Origin of the sequence: Bacillus sp. GC_Bacil_1 (genome assembly GCF_026540675.1) — a bacterium.
Lineage (GTDB): Bacteria > Bacillota > Bacilli > Bacillales > Bacillaceae_G > Bacillus_A > Bacillus_A cereus.
Window position 1 is genome coordinate 36,813 of record NZ_JALNUG010000023.1, and the last position, 16,563, is coordinate 53,375.

A 16,563-nucleotide genomic window follows, 5' to 3' on the forward strand; every position below is an offset into this window, starting at 1 on the left:
TAGCAGCCAAAGAAAAAGGACGGTGCAAAGCATGCGTAAACCAATTATCGCAGGTAACTGGAAAATGAATAAAACTCTATCTGAAGCAGTTAGCTTCGTAGAGGAAGTTAAAGGTCAAATCCCAGCAGCTTCAGCTGTTGATGCAGTAGTTTGCTCTCCAGCTCTATTCTTAGAGCGTCTTGTAGCAGCAACTGAAGGAACTGACTTACAAGTAGGTGCACAAAACATGCACTTCGAAAAAAATGGTGCATTCACTGGCGAAATTAGCCCAGTAGCACTTAGCGACTTAAAAGTTGGCTATGTAGTACTTGGCCACTCTGAGCGTCGTGAAATGTTTGCTGAAACAGACGAATCAGTAAAGAAAAAGACTATCGCAGCATTTGAACATGGTTTAACACCAATCGTATGTTGTGGTGAGACTTTAGAAGAGCGCGAAAGCGGAAAAACATTTGATCTAGTAGCAGGTCAAGTGACAAAAGCACTTGCAGGTTTAACAGAAGAGCAAGTTAAAGCAACTGTTATCGCTTATGAGCCAATCTGGGCTATCGGTACAGGTAAGTCTTCTTCTTCTGCAGATGCAAACGAAGTATGTGCGCACATCCGTAAAGTTGTTGCAGAAGCTGTTTCTCCAGAAGCTGCAGAAGCTGTTCGTATCCAATACGGCGGTAGCGTAAAACCAGAAAACATTAAAGAGTATATGGCACAATCTGACATCGACGGCGCTTTAGTTGGCGGTGCTAGCTTAGAGCCTGCTTCGTTCTTAGGTCTTCTGGGGGCGGTAAAATGAGAAAGCCAACAGCTTTAATCATTCTTGACGGTTTCGGACTTCGTGAAGAAACTTACGGGAATGCTGTAGCACAAGCTAAGAAACCTAATTTTGATGGTTACTGGAACAAATTCCCTCATACAACGCTTACAGCTTGTGGTGAGGCGGTAGGTCTTCCAGAAGGTCAAATGGGTAACTCTGAGGTTGGTCACTTAAATATCGGTGCTGGCCGCGTAGTATATCAAAGCTTAACACGCGTTAACGTTGCAATTCGTGAAGGTGAGTTCGATAAGAACGAAACTTTCCAAAATGCAATTAAAAGCGTAAAAGAAAAAGGTACTGCACTTCATTTATTCGGTTTACTTTCTGACGGTGGTGTGCACAGTCACATGAACCATATGTTTGCTCTTCTTCGCTTAGCAGCAAAAGAAGGCGTGGAGAAAGTTTATATCCATGCATTCTTAGATGGCCGCGATGTTGGACCACAAACAGCAAAAGGTTATATCGATGCAACGAATGAAGTAATTAAAGAAACAGGAGTAGGACAATTCGCGACTATCTCTGGTCGTTATTACTCTATGGACCGTGACAAGCGTTGGGATCGCGTAGAAAAATGTTACAGTGCTATGGTGAATGGTGAAGGCCCTACTTATAAATCAGCAGAAGAGTGTGTAGAAGACTCTTATGCGAACGGTATCTATGATGAATTCGTATTGCCGTCTGTAATTGTTAACGAAGATAACACGCCAGTTGCAACAATCAATGATGATGATGCAGTTATCTTCTATAACTTCCGTCCAGACCGTGCAATTCAAATTGCTCGTGTATTTACAAACGAAGACTTCCGTGAGTTCGATCGTGGTGAAAAAGTACCTCACATTCCAGAATTCGTATGTATGACACACTTCAGTGAAACTGTAGATGGTTACGTGGCATTCAAGCCAATGAACCTTGATAACACTTTAGGTGAAGTTGTTGCGCAAGCGGGATTAAAGCAACTTCGCATCGCGGAAACTGAAAAGTATCCGCACGTTACATTCTTCTTTAGCGGTGGTCGTGAGGCTGAATTCCCAGGAGAAGAGCGTATCTTAATTAACTCACCAAAGGTTGCAACGTATGACTTGAAACCTGAAATGAGCATTTACGAAGTAACGGACGCTTTAGTAAATGAAATCGAAAATGATAAACATGATGTTATCATTCTTAACTTTGCGAACTGTGATATGGTTGGCCATTCTGGGATGATGGAACCAACAATTAAAGCAGTAGAAGCAACTGACGAATGTTTAGGAAAAGTTGTAGAAGCAATTCTTGCAAAAGATGGTGTAGCACTTATTACTGCTGACCATGGTAATGCTGATCAGGAGTTAACTGCTGATGGCGGTCCTATGACAGCTCATACAACTAACCCGGTTCCTTTCATCGTTACAAAAAATGATGTAGAGCTTCGTGAAGGTGGTATTTTAGGAGATATCGCTCCAACAATGCTTACACTTTTAAATGTGGAACAACCGAAAGAAATGACAGGTAAAACAATTATTAAATAATTTGCTTATATAAAAAGGAGAGAATTTATTATGTCAACAATTATTGATGTTTATGCTCGCGAAGTCCTTGACTCTCGTGGTAACCCAACTGTAGAAGTAGAAGTTTACACAGAAAGCGGCGCTTTCGGACGCGCTATCGTACCAAGTGGTGCATCTACTGGTGAGCACGAAGCAGTAGAATTACGTGACGGTGACAAATCTCGTTACCTTGGTAAAGGTGTTGTTAACGCAGTAAACAACGTTAACGAAATTATCGCTCCAGAAATCGCTGGTTTCGATGTAACTGACCAAGCTGGTATCGACCGTGCTATGATCGAATTAGATGGCACTCCAAACAAAGGTAAACTAGGCGCTAACGCTATCCTTGGTGTATCTATGGCAGTAGCTCACGCAGCAGCTGACTTCGTAGGTCTTCCATTATACCGTTACCTTGGTGGATTCAATGCAAAACAATTACCAACTCCAATGATGAACATCATCAACGGTGGTTCTCACGCTGATAACAACGTTGACTTCCAAGAGTTCATGATCTTACCAGTTGGTGCTCCAACATTCAAAGAATCAATCCGTATGGGTGCTGAAGTATTCCATGCACTTAAAGCTGTATTACATGACAAAGGTCTTAACACTGCAGTAGGTGACGAAGGTGGATTCGCTCCAAACCTTGGTTCTAACCGTGAAGCTCTAGAAGTAATCATCGAAGCTATCGAAAAAGCTGGTTACAAAGCTGGCGAGAACGTATTCTTAGGAATGGACGTTGCTTCTTCTGAGTTCTACAACAAAGAAACTGGTAAATATGACCTTGCAGGCGAAGGCCGTACTGGCTTAACTTCTGCAGAAATGGTTGATTTCTACGAAGAGCTTTGCAAAGACTTCCCAATCATCTCTATCGAAGATGGTTTAGACGAAAACGACTGGGATGGTCACAAATTATTAACTGAGCGTATCGGTGATAAAGTACAATTAGTTGGTGACGATTTATTCGTAACTAACACTCAAAAACTTGCTGAAGGTATCGAAAAAGGTATCTCTAACTCAATCTTAATTAAAGTTAACCAAATCGGTACTTTAACTGAGACTTTCGAAGCTATCGAAATGGCTAAACGTGCTGGTTACACAGCAGTTGTATCTCACCGTTCTGGTGAAACTGAAGATGCTACAATCGCTGACATCGCAGTTGCAACTAACGCTGGCCAAATCAAAACTGGTTCTATGAGCCGTACTGACCGTATTGCTAAGTACAACCAATTATTACGCATCGAAGACGAACTAGGCGAAATCGCTGTTTACGATGGTATCAAATCTTTCTATAACATCAAACGATAATTGTAGAAAATAAACGATAGACCGTGAGAAATCACGGTCTGTTTTTTTATGTTAAAATTGTTCACCTGTCATAAGTGACATGAAATGTTTGAAGAAGCGGTTATAATCAAAATCAATTGCTATTTGATGACTCGGCCAATCAATAAATGGTTTAGGTTCTCCTAAAGAGCGAAATTCTCCAATGCTTGCCCCCTGCGCATAAGATTCTGTCATGATAACGATAGGTGATTTGTGATAGGTAAACATAGAGTTATCAAGTAAAGCGAGTATTGGCATTGTGTCATGGAAGGGGCTGCCCTTTAAATGTGGTAGGGCGTCTTTATAATATCCGTAGTAATAATGATCGAATAACGGTTTGACAAGTGGGGCTTTTCCTTTTGCCTCAATGTATTCGGCCATTTCTGGTGTAATGATGGAATATTGGGTGACGTTTAATGGGTATATGTACATGTTAGCTGCGGATTGAAGGACTATATTAGCTGCCGTAGGATCGCCATAAAAGTTTGCTTCGGAAATAGGGGTAACATTACCAGGATGTAAAAAGGTACCGCCCATTACGTAGTAAGATTTAACTTGCTCCATTAATTGTTTACATACGATAAATAAAATTGCTAGGGAGGTAAGTCTTCCTAAGCTCACAATAATTAATTCATCTTTATACTGTTCAATAAGAGGAATAACTTCAAAAAAATTCTCCATTTCTTCGTTAGTTACATTCACCTTTGGAATAATTGGCCCGAGCCCTTGTTTCCCGTGTACATCTGTAAAAAAAGCAGGAGGAGCACCAGTAATTGGACGTTCTGATCCACCAAAGATTTTGATATTTCTACCCTTTACTTCGCTTGTAAGAAAATGAGCATTTTCTACGGCCATTTTTTTTGGAACATTGCCGTAATCAGCAACGATACCGACGATTTCTATTTCATTGATAAAGAATGCTAAGAGGAGAGCCATCGTATCATCAATCCCAGGATCACAAAAAATGAGAACTTTTTTGGGCATATGTTCACCACCTATCTTGTTTATCCCGTACAAACCCGCTTGGTGAGGAATGATCAATGGGGATGAGGAAACCCTCAATGATTAAAGTTTCACTTTATATATATGTAAGTTTAAGGATAAAAAGATTATTTTATTGAAATAACAGTCTTATAAATTCAGAAAATAAAAACTTTTTATATTAGGTCAAGGTTTTTGACGTAATTTTCATTTGGAAATGCAGTCATATCAAGGTTGTAAGCGTATAACATCGGCTTTTTTTGCTGTCAATTTGATAAATTGCAGCTTTTTACAATTTATACTATGATAAAGATATTAACAGAAGATCGTATAAACATGAGGGATGATGAACATGAAATTTACAAAGATTCTTGTCCAAATTGCTGCTCTTTACGTGTTTTATATGGTTGGAACTTGGGTGCAAGAAATGTTAAACATTCCAATCCCAGGAAGTTTGATTGGGATGTTCCTCTTACTTGTTTTACTTAGCCTAAAAGTTCTTCCAGTGAAATGGTTCGATTTAGGAGCAGAAACACTCGTTGCTATTATGCCGTTTTTATTAATTCCGCCAACGCTTGGCCTAATGAATTACGGTGCTTTTTTTATGAGTAAAGGAATTTCTCTTTTCATTACAGTTGTAGCGAGTACGTTTTTAATTATTATTGTCGCAGGACATACAGGACAATATCTTGCGAATAGGAAGGAAAGAGAGTCGCGATGAGCCAAATATTAATCGGAATCGGTTGGGTTCTTTTTACGGTGCTATTATATCAATTATCTAAAAAAATCTATAAATTATTTCCAACACCATTCACCATTCCAATGCTTGTAGCAACAGGATTAATGGCTTTCCTATTTATCGTGCTTGATATACCATATCAACATTATATGGAAAGTGGTGGTGGCTGGATTGCAAAGCTACTTGGACCCGGTGTTGTAGCATTTGCAATTCCTCTTTATAAACAACGTCATGTTCTGCAAAAATATGTTGTACCGATTGCTGGTGGGGTATTAGTAGGTACAACAGTTGCAATCGCTAGTGATTTTGCCATTGCTTCACTTATGGGAACAGATAAAAGCTTAATCTTATCGTCTTTACCAAAATCGGTGACAATGCCAGTTGCGATGAGCGTTTCTGAACAAGTTGGTGGTGTACCTTCCTTAACAGCAGCTTTCGTTGTTATCGCAGGTATTACTGGAACAATTACAGGACCTCTCTTGTTGAAATGGAGCCGTGTTACAAACTCAGTTGGTAAAGGTATCGGATTTGGATGTGCTTCTCATATTATGGGTGTTATGAGAGCGATGAAAAATAACGAACATGAAGGTGTTATTGGATCGGTAACAATGACATTAACAGCAATTTTGACATGTTTACTTGGACCGTTATTTGCAATGATGTTTATGTAATAGAAGAAAAGCGAGGGCAACTCTATAGCTCTCGCTTTTCTATAGGATTTATGCTACAGTTACAATAACTGAATCTTTGTAGGAGGTACGCCAAGTGCATACGTTATTATCCGTTTTACTTATTACTGTATCGATTTTAATGATTGTTATGGTACTTATGCAGTCTAGTAATAGCTCAGGCCTTTCAGGTGCAATTTCAGGCGGTGCAGAGCAATTATTTGGTAAGCAAAAAGCACGTGGAATTGAAGCAGTATTAAACCGTATTACAATTGTTTTAGCTGTATTGTTCTTTGTATTAACAATTGCTGTTACGTACTTAAACTTATAGAATTGAAAGAAGAAGCGTTAGTAAGATGTACTAATGGTTCTTCTTTTTTGTTTTGCCATTTGAAAGATGTTTCTAATTAGATTATAGAAATACAAATATGGTACACTAGATATAGAAAGAATACGACTAGATTACAGAAGAGAAAGAGGAGAAGTACATGATGAAATTAGCATCTCCGAAACCATTTACATTTGAGGGTGGAGACCGCGCTGTTTTATTACTACATGGATTCACAGGGAACTCAGCTGATGTACGTATGTTAGGGCGTTTCTTAGAAAAGAAAGGCTATACTTGTCATGCGCCAATTTATAAAGGGCACGGTGTACCACCAGAAGAGCTTGTTCATACAGGCCCTACAGATTGGTGGCAAGATGTAACGGAGGCATATCAGCTTTTAAAAGATAAAGGTTTTGAGAAAATTGCTGTTGTTGGATTGTCACTTGGCGGCGTATTTTCTTTAAAATTAGGTTATACAGTACCGGTTTTAGGTGTAGTACCAATGTGTGCACCGATGTATATTAAGAGCGAAGAAACGATGTACCAAGGTATATTGGCATATGCCCGCGAATATAAAAAACGTGAGCAAAAATCACCAGAACAAATTGAACAAGAAATGTTGGAATTCCAAAAGACACCGATGAATACATTAAAAGCATTACAACAATTAATTGCTGACGTACGTAACAATGTGGATATGATTTATGCACCAACATTTGTTGTACAAGCACGTCATGACGAAATGATTAATACAGATAGTGCTAACATTATTTATAACGGTGTAGAATCTACGTTAAAAGACATTAAATGGTATGAAGACTCTACGCATGTCATTACACTTGATAAACAACGTGACGAGCTACATGAGGATGTATATAACTTCTTGGAGCAACTAGATTGGTAAGATCTAGTTGCCTCTTTTTTTCATAAGGAATTTTTTGTGAAAACTGTAAAAATCATAAGGGGAGTATTGAAGTTTCGCTTTATACATCCCCTATCTTTCGGATACACTAAATAATATAAGGTTTTAAAGGAGGTATTTTTGCTTGGAAGAAATTACACAAGAACATATTGATAAGTTGTTATTATTTATGAGAGAAGAAGCGTATAAACCGCTAACGATACAAGAGTTAGAAGAGGCATTTGGAATTGAAGGTTCTGAGGGCTTTAAAGATTTTGTAAAGGCACTTGTAATGATGGAAGAGAAGGGACTTGTTATTCGTACACGTAGCAACCGTTACGGTCTTCCTGAAAAGATGAATTTAGTAAGAGGTAAGTTAATTGGACATGCACGTGGCTTTGCATTCGTTGTACCAGACGAGAAGAAAACGGGAGACGATGATCTTTTCATCCCTCCTACAGAATTAAACGGTGCACTTCATGGCGATACAGTATTAGCACGACTTAGTTCTCAATCGAGCGGTTCACGTCAAGAAGGTTCAATTGTACGCATTTTAGAGCGTGGAACGAAAGAACTTGTTGGTACATATACAGAATCGAAAAACTTTGGCTTTGTTATACCTGACAATAAACGCTGGACGAGTGATATCTTTATCTTGAAAAGTGCATCAATGGGTGCTGTAGAAGGTCATAAGGTAGTTGTGAAAATTACGAGCTACCCAGAAAACCGTTTAAGTGCAGAAGGTGAAGTTATTCAAATTCTAGGTCATAAAAATGATCCAGGAGTAGATATTTTATCTGTCATTCATAAACATCATTTACCTTTAGCATTCCCTGAAGAAGTGATGGAGCATGCAAACAGTGTACCAGAAACGATTTCAGAAGAAGATTTAAAAGATCGCCGTGATTTACGTGATCAAATGATCGTAACGATTGATGGTGCAGATGCGAAAGATTTAGATGACGCTGTTACAGTAACGAAGCTTGAGAACGGCAATTACAAGCTAGGCGTTCACATTGCGGATGTAAGTCATTACGTTCAAGAAGGTTCTCCAATTGATGTAGAAGCAGCGGAAAGAGCGACAAGTGTGTATCTTGTTGACCGTGTAATTCCAATGATTCCACATCGTCTATCTAACGGTATTTGCTCATTAAATCCGAAAGTAGACCGTCTGACATTATCTTGTGAAATGGAAATCAACAACTTAGGTGATGTTGTTAAACACGAGATTTTCCAAAGTGTGATTAAAACGACAGAGCGTATGACGTATGCTGACGTAAGAAGCATTTTAGAAGATGAGGACGAAGAGTTAATTAAGCGTTATGAGCCATTAGTACCGATGTTTAAAGAGATGGGGCAATTGGCACAAATTCTACGTGAAAAACGTATGCGCCGTGGTGCAATTGACTTTGACTTTAAAGAAGCGAAAGTATTAGTAGATGAAGAAGGAAATCCGACTGATGTTGTTATGCGCGATCGCTCTGTATCAGAGAAGTTAATTGAAGAATTTATGCTTGTTGCGAATGAAACAGTAGCAGAGCACTTCCACTGGATGAACGTACCGTTTATGTACCGTGTCCATGAAGATCCGAAAGAAGATAAGCTTGAGCGTTTCTTCGAGTTTGTAACGAACTTCGGATATGCGGTAAAAGGACGTGCGAATGAAGTGCACCCTCGTGCGCTGCAACAAATTCTTGAAATGGTTCAAGGACAGCCAGAAGAAGTAGTTATTTCAACAGTTATGCTTCGTTCTATGAAGCAAGCTCGTTACGATGCGGATAGTTTAGGACATTTCGGTTTATCAACTGAGTTCTACACACATTTCACATCACCAATTCGTCGTTACCCAGATACAATTGTTCATAGATTAATTCGTGAATACATTATTAATGGTAAAGTCGACAATGAAACGCAAGCAAAATGGCGTGAAAAATTACCTGAGATTGCAGAGCACTCTTCTAATATGGAACGCCGTGCTGTTGAAGCAGAGCGTGAAACAGATGAGATGAAAAAAGCAGAGTATATGGTTGATAAGATCGGTGAAGAGTATGACGGTATGATTAGCTCTGTAACAAACTTCGGTTTATTCGTAGAGCTTCCAAATACAATCGAAGGTCTTGTACACGTTAGTTATTTAACGGATGATTACTACCGTTATGACGAGCAGCATTTCGCTATGATCGGAGAGCGTACAGGAAACGTATTCCGCATCGGTGACGAAATTACAATTCGCGTTATTAACGTAAATAAAGACGAGCGTGCAATCGACTTTGAAATCGTTGGTATGAAAGGCACACCTCGCCGTAAGTTCAAAGATCGTCCAGTCGTTATCGAGCAGCCAAGAACAGGCAGAAAGAAACGCGGTGGACGTAGCGAGCGCAGTAATGAGCGCGGCGGTGAACGTGGCACAGGTAGAAAATTTGACCGTGGTGGCAAAGGTAAAAGTACAGGAAGAGGATCAGCATCAGCAACAGCATCTACGTCCGGTAGTCAGCCAGGGAAAAAAGATGGTAACGGCAAGAAGAAAAAAGGATTTTTCGAAAACGTACCAGGATTCAAGAAGAAAAAGAAAAAGCGTAAGTAAGAAAAGAGTGGCTTCGCTTTGATGAAAAGCGGGGCTTTTTCTTTTTTTATTGGTGGCTTGAGAGCGAGCCACTTTCGCTTTTAATGGAATCCAGCTACAGTGGCTAGAATCTGTGGGCCATTTCACTCCCTCGGACGAAGCAAAAAGCGCTTCTCTGTCGGGAGTTCCAATGTCCAAAGATTCTGAGCGAGCCACTTTCGCTTTTTATTAACATTTGTTACAATAGTAAAAATAGAGGAGGGACGTTATATGCCAAAAGGTACAGGTAAGGTTATTGCACAAAATAAAAAAGCGTTTCATGATTATTTCATCGAAGAAACATACGAAGCAGGGCTTGTCCTTCAAGGAACGGAAATTAAGTCGATTCGCGCTGGTCGCGTGAACTTGAAAGATGCGTTTGCACGTGTACATAATGGTGAAGTATGGGTTCATAATATGCACATTAATACATACGAACAAGGGAATCGTTTCAACCATGATCCACTTCGTACGAGAAAGTTACTTCTTCATAAAAAAGAAATTGATAAGCTAGCGGGCGCTGCAAAAGAAACAGGTTACGCATTAGTTCCACTTAGAATCTATTTGAAAAATGGATTTGCAAAAATGGCACTTGGTTTAGCAAAAGGTAAGAAACAATACGATAAACGTCACGATTTAAAAGAGAAAGAAGCAAAACGTGAAATTGCACGCGTGTTCCGTGATCGCCAAAAGATGTAATACAGATATTTACATTTGTAAAACGGCGCGCGTATGATATAATAACTTATGTAAGGTTGTTGCACATTGAAAAACAGCTCTTAGTAGCTATCACGATATTTTCTTCGTATGCTCCATTTTTATCATGGGGACGTTACGGATTCGACAGGGATAGTTCGAGCTTAGGTTGCGAGTCGAGGGGATCGGCCTCGTTAAAACGTCAAAGCCTATAATTGGCAAACAAAACAATCTTTCTTTAGCTGCTTAATTGCACTAAAGGTTCCTCCCTCCATCGTCCATGTGGTAGGGTAAGGGACTCAAACTAAGTGGACTACGCCGGAGTTCGCCGTCTGAGGGCGAAGGAAGAGAACAATCAGACTAGCAACTTGGAAGCCTGTCGATAGGCTGAAGAGTTCGCGAAATGCTAATATATCGACTACACTCGTAGAAGCTTAAGTGCCGATATTTTTGGACGTGGGTTCGACTCCCACCGTCTCCACCAATACATATTTGGTGGTTTTTTTATTTTGTATGATATGAACCATAACTTTGCCAGCTTGGCAAGGTTATGGTTCTTTTTGTTTGTGGCAAATTTATGGTTCTAAAAATAGAATGTATCTAATTTCTTGGTTCTTTCAATTACATCATCAATGCATCTTGTGTGTTATCCCTTAACTATCACAATTTTATCCAGTAAAAGCCCGATTGGTGAGGACTGATAATCAGTGGGGGGATAAACATCTCTATTCAATTAATACTTCGCTTTATTCGAATCTTCATATGTTTTGTGTTTTTATCCATACCTATTGTAAGATTATATAGAGTTCTCCTAATAAACTGTTTTAATGGATTATTTAGGGGTTTTAAATTTATAAATCTTAAATTATTTTTTCGGGATAATTTTTTATCTAAATAATTTATATTGAAGTAGAGGTGAACCATCGGTGAAGCAGGTGTTGGTGATTAAAAATGAACGGTCTTCAGCAAAGAAAATCGTAAGCGGTTTAACGCAAGAAGGTTACTTCATTTTAAAACTTCACAATGAAAACGAAGGTTTAAATATAATATATGAACAAGATTGGGATATTATCATATTGGATTGGGATTCATTAAGTATATCTGGACCAGAAATTTGCAGACAAATACGACTTGTTAAAACCACACCGATAATTATTGTGACCGACAATATTTCTAGTAAGGATTGCATAGCAGGGCTACAAGCAGGAGCAGATGATTATATAAGAAAACCATTTGTGAAAGAAGAATTAGTAGCAAGGGTTCAAGCAATTTTAAGGAGAAGTGACTATATCCAGCAAAATGAGATGAAATTTTTTCAGTTTAAAGATCTCTTTGTTGATGCATCTAGCAATATTGTGAAAAAAGGTGGCGAAAATCTCTCACTTACTAAGCGCGAGTATGATTTACTTGTATTTTTAATCAAAAACAAAAACACAATATTGAGCCGTGAGATGCTTTTGAATCAAGTTTGGGGATATAACGTAGTAGTAAATCCAAATGTAGTAGATTTATATATTGGGTATGTAAGAAAAAAGTTAAAGTGCGAGAAGAAAGACAGATATATTCAAACGATACATGGCAGAGGCTATTCAATGATTGACTGATAAAAATAAGATAATAAAAAAATGAGTAAAACTATTTCATTCGGTTTTACTCATTTTTTTATTAAATATGATAATCAAATAGTTTCTTAGAAGTATTAAAAGACGTAAAAAAATGGATTATGGAAATATTAGCTATTAATGAGCGTGTTTTGTAGAGGAAATCATGGTTAATCAACACGCCTGACGTCACATATTACTTTTTATGTCTGATTTTATGAATTCACACCATTCACAAGATTTTCACAGAATTAATGACTATACTAATTAACAGGATGTTCAAATGAAAATGATTATCAATAGCGATTCAATTGAATAAAAGTTACCTTCTAATTCAATCTATGGATGTCATCATTTTCGAAATAAATCACACTATAAGGAGTATACATATGAAAAAATCTATGCTTTTAAAATTAGTGAGTATTCTAGCAGTTTTCACTTTAATGTTAGTAGCTTGCTCAGATTCAAGTAAAGAAACTTCGAAGGCTAATAATAAAGATAATGGTAGTGATAAGCCAAAAACGGTTGAAATCACTGATGCTCATGGAACTGTTAAAGTCCCTGTAAACCCAAAGAATGTAGTTGCTTTGGATAACAGAACTTTTGAAACTTTATCTGATTGGGGAATTAAATTAGCGGCTGCTCCAAAGGATATCATGCCTGCTGATTCAGCATATAAAAAGGATGAAAAAGTTCAAAATATTGGGAATCACCGTGAACCAAATCTTGAAATTATTGCAGCGGCAAACCCTGACCTTGTAATCGTTGGTCAAAGATTTGCTGACCATTACGAAGAAATCAAAAAATTAGTACCAAATGCAGCAGTTATTGATCTTAATTTTGATGTCTCTGAGAAAGCTACTAAGCCTGGCGAAAACTTAGTAAAAGGACTTAAAGATTCTACAGTTACTTTAGGAAAAATCTTTAATAAAGATAAAGAAGCTAAACAATTAGTAGCTGATTTTGATAAATCTATTGAAAAAGCAAAATCTGCTTATAACGGAAAAGATAAAGTTATGAGTGTTATCGTTACTGGTGGTAATATTGGTTTTGCTGCTCCACATTCTGGTCGCGTTTGGGGACCAATGTATGAAATTTTCGGTTGGACTCCAGCGTTAGAAGTTTCAAATTCTACTGCAGGTCATAAAGGTGATGACGTTTCTGTTGAAGCTATTGCACAAACAAATCCTGATTGGATTTTCGTATTAGATCGTGATGCTGCAACATCTGATGCAGCTAAGTCAACACCTGCTAAGGATGTTATTTCTAAATCACCTGCTCTTCAAAACACAACTGCTGTTTCTAAAAAACAAGTTATTTATGCACCAGAAGATACTTACACAAATGAATCAATTCAAACTTATATAGAGTTATTTGGAAATATGGCAAAAACTTTAGCTAAGTAGTGTAAAGGGGTACGAAACAGTGTCAAAAAATATGATTTCTAGGGTTGAGAATATTTCTCAACCCCAGTTTTATAATCAAAATAAAATATGGACAAAACCTTTTATAATAGCAGTTATAGTTGTTATAATTTTAGGGATTATATCACTGTTTACTGGAGTTTATGATATACGTGGACAAGAGGACGGGACAGAGATGTTTTTCATAACTCGTGTTCCGAGAACAGCTGCATTAATGCTTACTGGAGCTGCGATGGCGATGGCAGGGCTCGTAATGCAACTCATTACACAGAATCGCTTTGTTGAACCTACTACAACGGGGACTATTGAATGGTCAGGCTTAGGCCTGCTTTTTGTGTATTTATTATTTCCTGCCCCGACTTTAGTTCAAAGAATGACTGGTGCAATCATTTTTTCTTTTATAGGAACTATGATTTTCTTTCTATTTTTAAGAAGAGTTAAGCTTCGTTCGTCTTTAATTGTTCCGATTATTGGATTGATGCTTGGAGCAGTAATTTCTGCAGTGTCTACTTTTTTAGGACTCCTTTTTCAAAAGACGCAAAGTATTGAAACTTGGTTTGTAGGTTCATTTGCTAACATTCAGGTGGGAAGATATGAATATTTATGGCTGATTGTTATCATTACTTTTCTTATTTTTATGTATGCTAATAGATTGACTTTAGCTGGACTAGGAGAAGATGTCGCAACAAGTCTTGGAGTTAATTACAATAGAATTGTTCTTTTTGGGACTGCTCTTATCTCTGTTGCAGTTGGAATTGTTGCAGCTGTTATCGGACACTTACCTTTCTTAGGATTAATTGTGCCAAATATCGTTTCAATGTTTAGAGGTGATGATCTTAGGAGTAATTTACCTTGGGTTTGTGTGATCGGAATGGGATCAATAACTGCCTGTGACATCATTTCTCGAACAATTATACAGCCTTTTGAATTACCTGTTTCTTTAATACTTGCAACAGTGGGAGCAGTCGTGTTTATTACTATTTTATTGAGACAAAGAAAACCAAGGAGGCTACGATGATCACATTAGAATATAGAAAAAAAGAAAATGTCGAAATCGATTCTAGCCTTCATAATGAAAGTAGATCAGCTAGCGCTTTTCGTTCTAAGAAGGAAGCAAGGCGTTATTGGATTTTACTGATAACATTGATTGGTTTAGGTCTCCTTTCTTCATATGGCCTTTTAGTGTATAACAATCCAGTTCCGATAGATTCACCTTCTTTTATCCCAGTTGTTAAGAGAAGGATAGTAGCTATTGTTGCAATGATTATTGCTGCGGTTTGCCATAGCTTGTCGACAGTTGCTTTCCAATCTATTACGAATAATAAAATTATTACTCCTTCACTTTTAGGTTTCGAATCACTTTATTCAGCAATTCAAACGAGTACAGTATTCTTCTTTGGTGCTAGTGCGTTAATAAATTTTAATGGAATTGGCTCATTTTTATTCCAAGTTGTTGTTATGGTCTTCATGAGTTTGATACTTTATGGATGGTTACTTTCCGGTAAATATGGGAATTTACAACTTATGCTTTTAGTTGGAATTATTATTGGTACCGGGCTAAATTCAGTGTCAACTTTCATGAGAAAACTACTTGCGCCTTCAGAATTTGATATTTTACAAGCAAGATTATTTGGTTCTGTTAATCATGCAGATCCTGCATATTTTCCTATTGTAATTCCTATGATCATAATTGTAGCAGTATTAATTTTTGCTCATTCTAAGAATTTGAATGTTTTGTCACTAGGAAAGGATGTTGCTACTTCTTTTGGAGTTAAATATCAACCTAGTGTAATTTATACGCTTGTATTAGTTGCTATTTTGATGTCCATTTCAACAGCTCTAATTGGGCCACTTACTTTCTACGGCTTTTTAGTAGCAACGTTGAGTTATCAGGCAGCGTCAACTTATGATCATAGATATATTTTTCCGATGGCTTTTGCTATAGGATTTTTAATAATGACGAGTGCATACTTTTTAATGTATCATGTATTCCATGCTCAAGGTGTAGTTTCAGTTATTATTGAATTATTCGGTGGAATCATATTCTTAACTATAGTTTTAAGGAAGAGGGCTTTATGATAAAAATTGATAATGTTAAAAAGTTCTATACTGATAAGGTAAAAATAGGACCTTTGGATATTGAAATACCAAAAGCAGGCTTTACTTCTTTAATTGGACCAAATGGCGCTGGAAAGTCAACGACACTTTTGATGATTGGCAGACTTTTAGATATGGATGAAGGTCAAATTCAGGTAGCAAATATGGATGTTTCTGAATCCAAATCAAAAGATTTAGCAAAAGTTTTGACTATATTGCGACAAGAAAATCATTTTGTAACTAGGCTTACAGTTAGACAATTAGTTGGATTTGGGCGCTTTCCTTATTCAAAGGGAAGATTGACTAAAGAAGATGAGGCTATCATCTCTAAATATATCGATTTCTTAGATTTAACTAGTTTAGAGAATAGATATTTAGATGAGCTTTCTGGTGGTCAAAGACAAAGGGCATATGTAGCGATGGTATTGTGCCAAGAGACGGAATATGTACTTTTGGACGAACCTTTGAACAACCTTGATGTTGCTCGTTCTGTTCAAATGATGGAGCATTTGAGACGTGCAGCTAATGAATTTGGACGAACAATTTTGACTGTCATGCATGACATAAATTTTGCAGCTAAATATTCGGATAAAATTTGTGCTATGAAAGATGGACAAATTGCTGCTTTTGGAACAGTAGAAGAAGTTATGGACCCAACACTTTTGACAGATATTTTTGAAACAAAAATAGAGATTATTAATGGTCCTTATGGGCCAATCGCTGTTTATTAGTTATAAAATGTCTTGCGTAGATTATGCAAGACACTCTAGTTGAAGTTGCTGTCTATATTTTATAGGCAGCAGCTTTTTTTATGTGATTACTCATAAAATGCAAAAGAATGCTTCACCTTTTCAAGTATGTACCAAGTG

At 37.5% G+C, this 16,563-nt stretch carries 15 protein-coding genes and 1 other RNA gene; 15 read left to right on the top strand and 1 reads right to left on the bottom strand.

From position 1 onward, the window contains the following. Nucleotides 1-31 precede the first annotated feature (31 nt). From tpiA to eno, 3 genes are read left to right on the top strand one after another with little or no spacing between them, the layout of a single operon-like run. Complete coding sequence (tpiA, locus tag OXT04_RS25730) at nt 32-787, top strand: triose-phosphate isomerase (RefSeq protein WP_267418546.1); 756 nt, start codon at nt 32-34, stop codon at nt 785-787. Then, the gene (gpmI, locus tag OXT04_RS25735) at nt 784-2,313 is read left to right on the top strand and encodes a 2,3-bisphosphoglycerate-independent phosphoglycerate mutase (protein WP_001231158.1); all 1,530 of its coding nucleotides are present in this window, start codon (nt 784-786) and stop codon (nt 2,311-2,313) included. Before tpiA ends, gpmI begins: the two co-directional genes overlap by 4 nt. A gap of 30 nt (nt 2,314-2,343) precedes the next feature. Further along, a complete protein-coding gene (gene eno / locus OXT04_RS25740) occupies nt 2,344-3,639 on the top strand; it encodes a phosphopyruvate hydratase (protein WP_000103951.1) in 1,296 nt (431 codons plus the stop codon). Between the two features lie 51 nt (nt 3,640-3,690). Here eno and OXT04_RS25745 read toward each other — a convergent pair whose 3' ends face one another. Beyond that, nucleotides 3,691-4,641 (bottom strand): nucleoside hydrolase, encoded by a 951-nt coding sequence (locus OXT04_RS25745; RefSeq protein WP_090978111.1) that lies wholly within the window; start codon nt 4,639-4,641, stop codon nt 3,691-3,693. Nucleotides 4,642-4,990: 349 nt separating this feature from the next. Here OXT04_RS25745 and OXT04_RS25750 point away from each other — a divergent pair, with 349 nt between their 5' ends. From OXT04_RS25750 to OXT04_RS25805, 12 genes are all read left to right on the top strand, one after another. Next, nucleotides 4,991-5,359: a CidA/LrgA family holin-like protein gene (locus OXT04_RS25750; protein WP_000673222.1), complete on the top strand. Its 369-nt coding sequence runs from the start codon at nt 4,991-4,993 to the stop codon at nt 5,357-5,359. After that, complete coding sequence (locus OXT04_RS25755; protein WP_000078304.1) at nt 5,356-6,048, top strand: LrgB family protein; 693 nt, start codon at nt 5,356-5,358, stop codon at nt 6,046-6,048. Before OXT04_RS25750 ends, OXT04_RS25755 begins: the two co-directional genes overlap by 4 nt. A 94-nt stretch (nt 6,049-6,142) precedes the next feature. Then, nucleotides 6,143-6,376 carry a preprotein translocase subunit SecG gene (gene secG / locus OXT04_RS25760; RefSeq protein WP_000557266.1) on the top strand — a complete coding sequence of 78 codons (234 nt, stop codon included), beginning with the start codon at nt 6,143-6,145 and terminating at the stop codon, nt 6,374-6,376. 160 nt (nt 6,377-6,536) lie between these two features. Next, nucleotides 6,537-7,277 (top strand): carboxylesterase, encoded by a 741-nt coding sequence (gene estA, locus OXT04_RS25765; protein WP_000761986.1) that lies wholly within the window; start codon nt 6,537-6,539, stop codon nt 7,275-7,277. Nucleotides 7,278-7,419: 142 nt separating this feature from the next. Beyond that, nucleotides 7,420-9,858 (top strand): ribonuclease R, encoded by a 2,439-nt coding sequence (rnr, locus tag OXT04_RS25770; RefSeq protein WP_267418551.1) that lies wholly within the window; start codon nt 7,420-7,422, stop codon nt 9,856-9,858. A 249-nt stretch (nt 9,859-10,107) separates the two neighbouring features. Further along, on the top strand, nt 10,108-10,575 hold the full coding sequence (smpB, locus tag OXT04_RS25775; protein ID WP_001123920.1) for an SsrA-binding protein: 468 nt from the start codon (nt 10,108-10,110) through the stop codon (nt 10,573-10,575). A gap of 126 nt (nt 10,576-10,701) precedes the next feature. Next, nucleotides 10,702-11,056, top strand: a transfer-messenger RNA (tmRNA) gene (gene ssrA, locus OXT04_RS25780). A 442-nt stretch (nt 11,057-11,498) separates the two neighbouring features. Then, nucleotides 11,499-12,176 carry a response regulator transcription factor gene (locus OXT04_RS25785; RefSeq protein ID WP_053563383.1) on the top strand — a complete coding sequence of 226 codons (678 nt, stop codon included), beginning with the start codon at nt 11,499-11,501 and terminating at the stop codon, nt 12,174-12,176. A 386-nt stretch (nt 12,177-12,562) separates the two neighbouring features. Then, entirely contained in the window at nt 12,563-13,579 is a 1,017-nt protein-coding gene (locus OXT04_RS25790) for a siderophore ABC transporter substrate-binding protein (protein ID WP_000749447.1), read from the top strand. Nucleotides 13,580-13,598: 19 nt separating this feature from the next. Next, on the top strand, nt 13,599-14,615 hold the full coding sequence (locus OXT04_RS25795; protein WP_000042077.1) for an ABC transporter permease: 1,017 nt from the start codon (nt 13,599-13,601) through the stop codon (nt 14,613-14,615). Beyond that, the gene (locus OXT04_RS25800; RefSeq protein ID WP_000631247.1) at nt 14,612-15,676 is read left to right on the top strand and encodes an iron chelate uptake ABC transporter family permease subunit; all 1,065 of its coding nucleotides are present in this window, start codon (nt 14,612-14,614) and stop codon (nt 15,674-15,676) included. Before OXT04_RS25795 ends, OXT04_RS25800 begins: the two co-directional genes overlap by 4 nt. Further along, a complete protein-coding gene (locus tag OXT04_RS25805; protein WP_000590061.1) occupies nt 15,673-16,425 on the top strand; it encodes an iron ABC transporter ATP-binding protein in 753 nt (250 codons plus the stop codon). The genes OXT04_RS25800 and OXT04_RS25805 overlap by 4 nt, the downstream gene beginning before the upstream one ends. The last annotated feature ends 138 nt before the right edge of the window (nt 16,426-16,563 follow it).

What these genes read in the sequence shown, in the direction of transcription:
- OXT04_RS25745 (WP_090978111.1), bottom strand. Translation starts at nt 4,641, where the DNA reads ATGCCCAAAAAAGTTCTCATTTTTTGTGATCCTGGGATTGATGATACG.
- OXT04_RS25805 (WP_000590061.1), top strand. Translation starts at nt 15,673, where the DNA reads ATGATAAAAATTGATAATGTTAAAAAGTTCTATACTGATAAGGTAAAA.
- OXT04_RS25750 (WP_000673222.1), top strand. Translation starts at nt 4,991, where the DNA reads ATGAAATTTACAAAGATTCTTGTCCAAATTGCTGCTCTTTACGTGTTT.
- tpiA (WP_267418546.1), top strand. Translation starts at nt 32, where the DNA reads ATGCGTAAACCAATTATCGCAGGTAACTGGAAAATGAATAAAACTCTA.
- gpmI (WP_001231158.1), top strand. Translation starts at nt 784, where the DNA reads ATGAGAAAGCCAACAGCTTTAATCATTCTTGACGGTTTCGGACTTCGT.
- OXT04_RS25800 (WP_000631247.1), top strand. Translation starts at nt 14,612, where the DNA reads ATGATCACATTAGAATATAGAAAAAAAGAAAATGTCGAAATCGATTCT.
- OXT04_RS25755 (WP_000078304.1), top strand. Translation starts at nt 5,356, where the DNA reads ATGAGCCAAATATTAATCGGAATCGGTTGGGTTCTTTTTACGGTGCTA.
- estA (WP_000761986.1), top strand. Translation starts at nt 6,537, where the DNA reads ATGAAATTAGCATCTCCGAAACCATTTACATTTGAGGGTGGAGACCGC.
- OXT04_RS25790 (WP_000749447.1), top strand. Translation starts at nt 12,563, where the DNA reads ATGAAAAAATCTATGCTTTTAAAATTAGTGAGTATTCTAGCAGTTTTC.
- eno (WP_000103951.1), top strand. Translation starts at nt 2,344, where the DNA reads ATGTCAACAATTATTGATGTTTATGCTCGCGAAGTCCTTGACTCTCGT.
- smpB (WP_001123920.1), top strand. Translation starts at nt 10,108, where the DNA reads ATGCCAAAAGGTACAGGTAAGGTTATTGCACAAAATAAAAAAGCGTTT.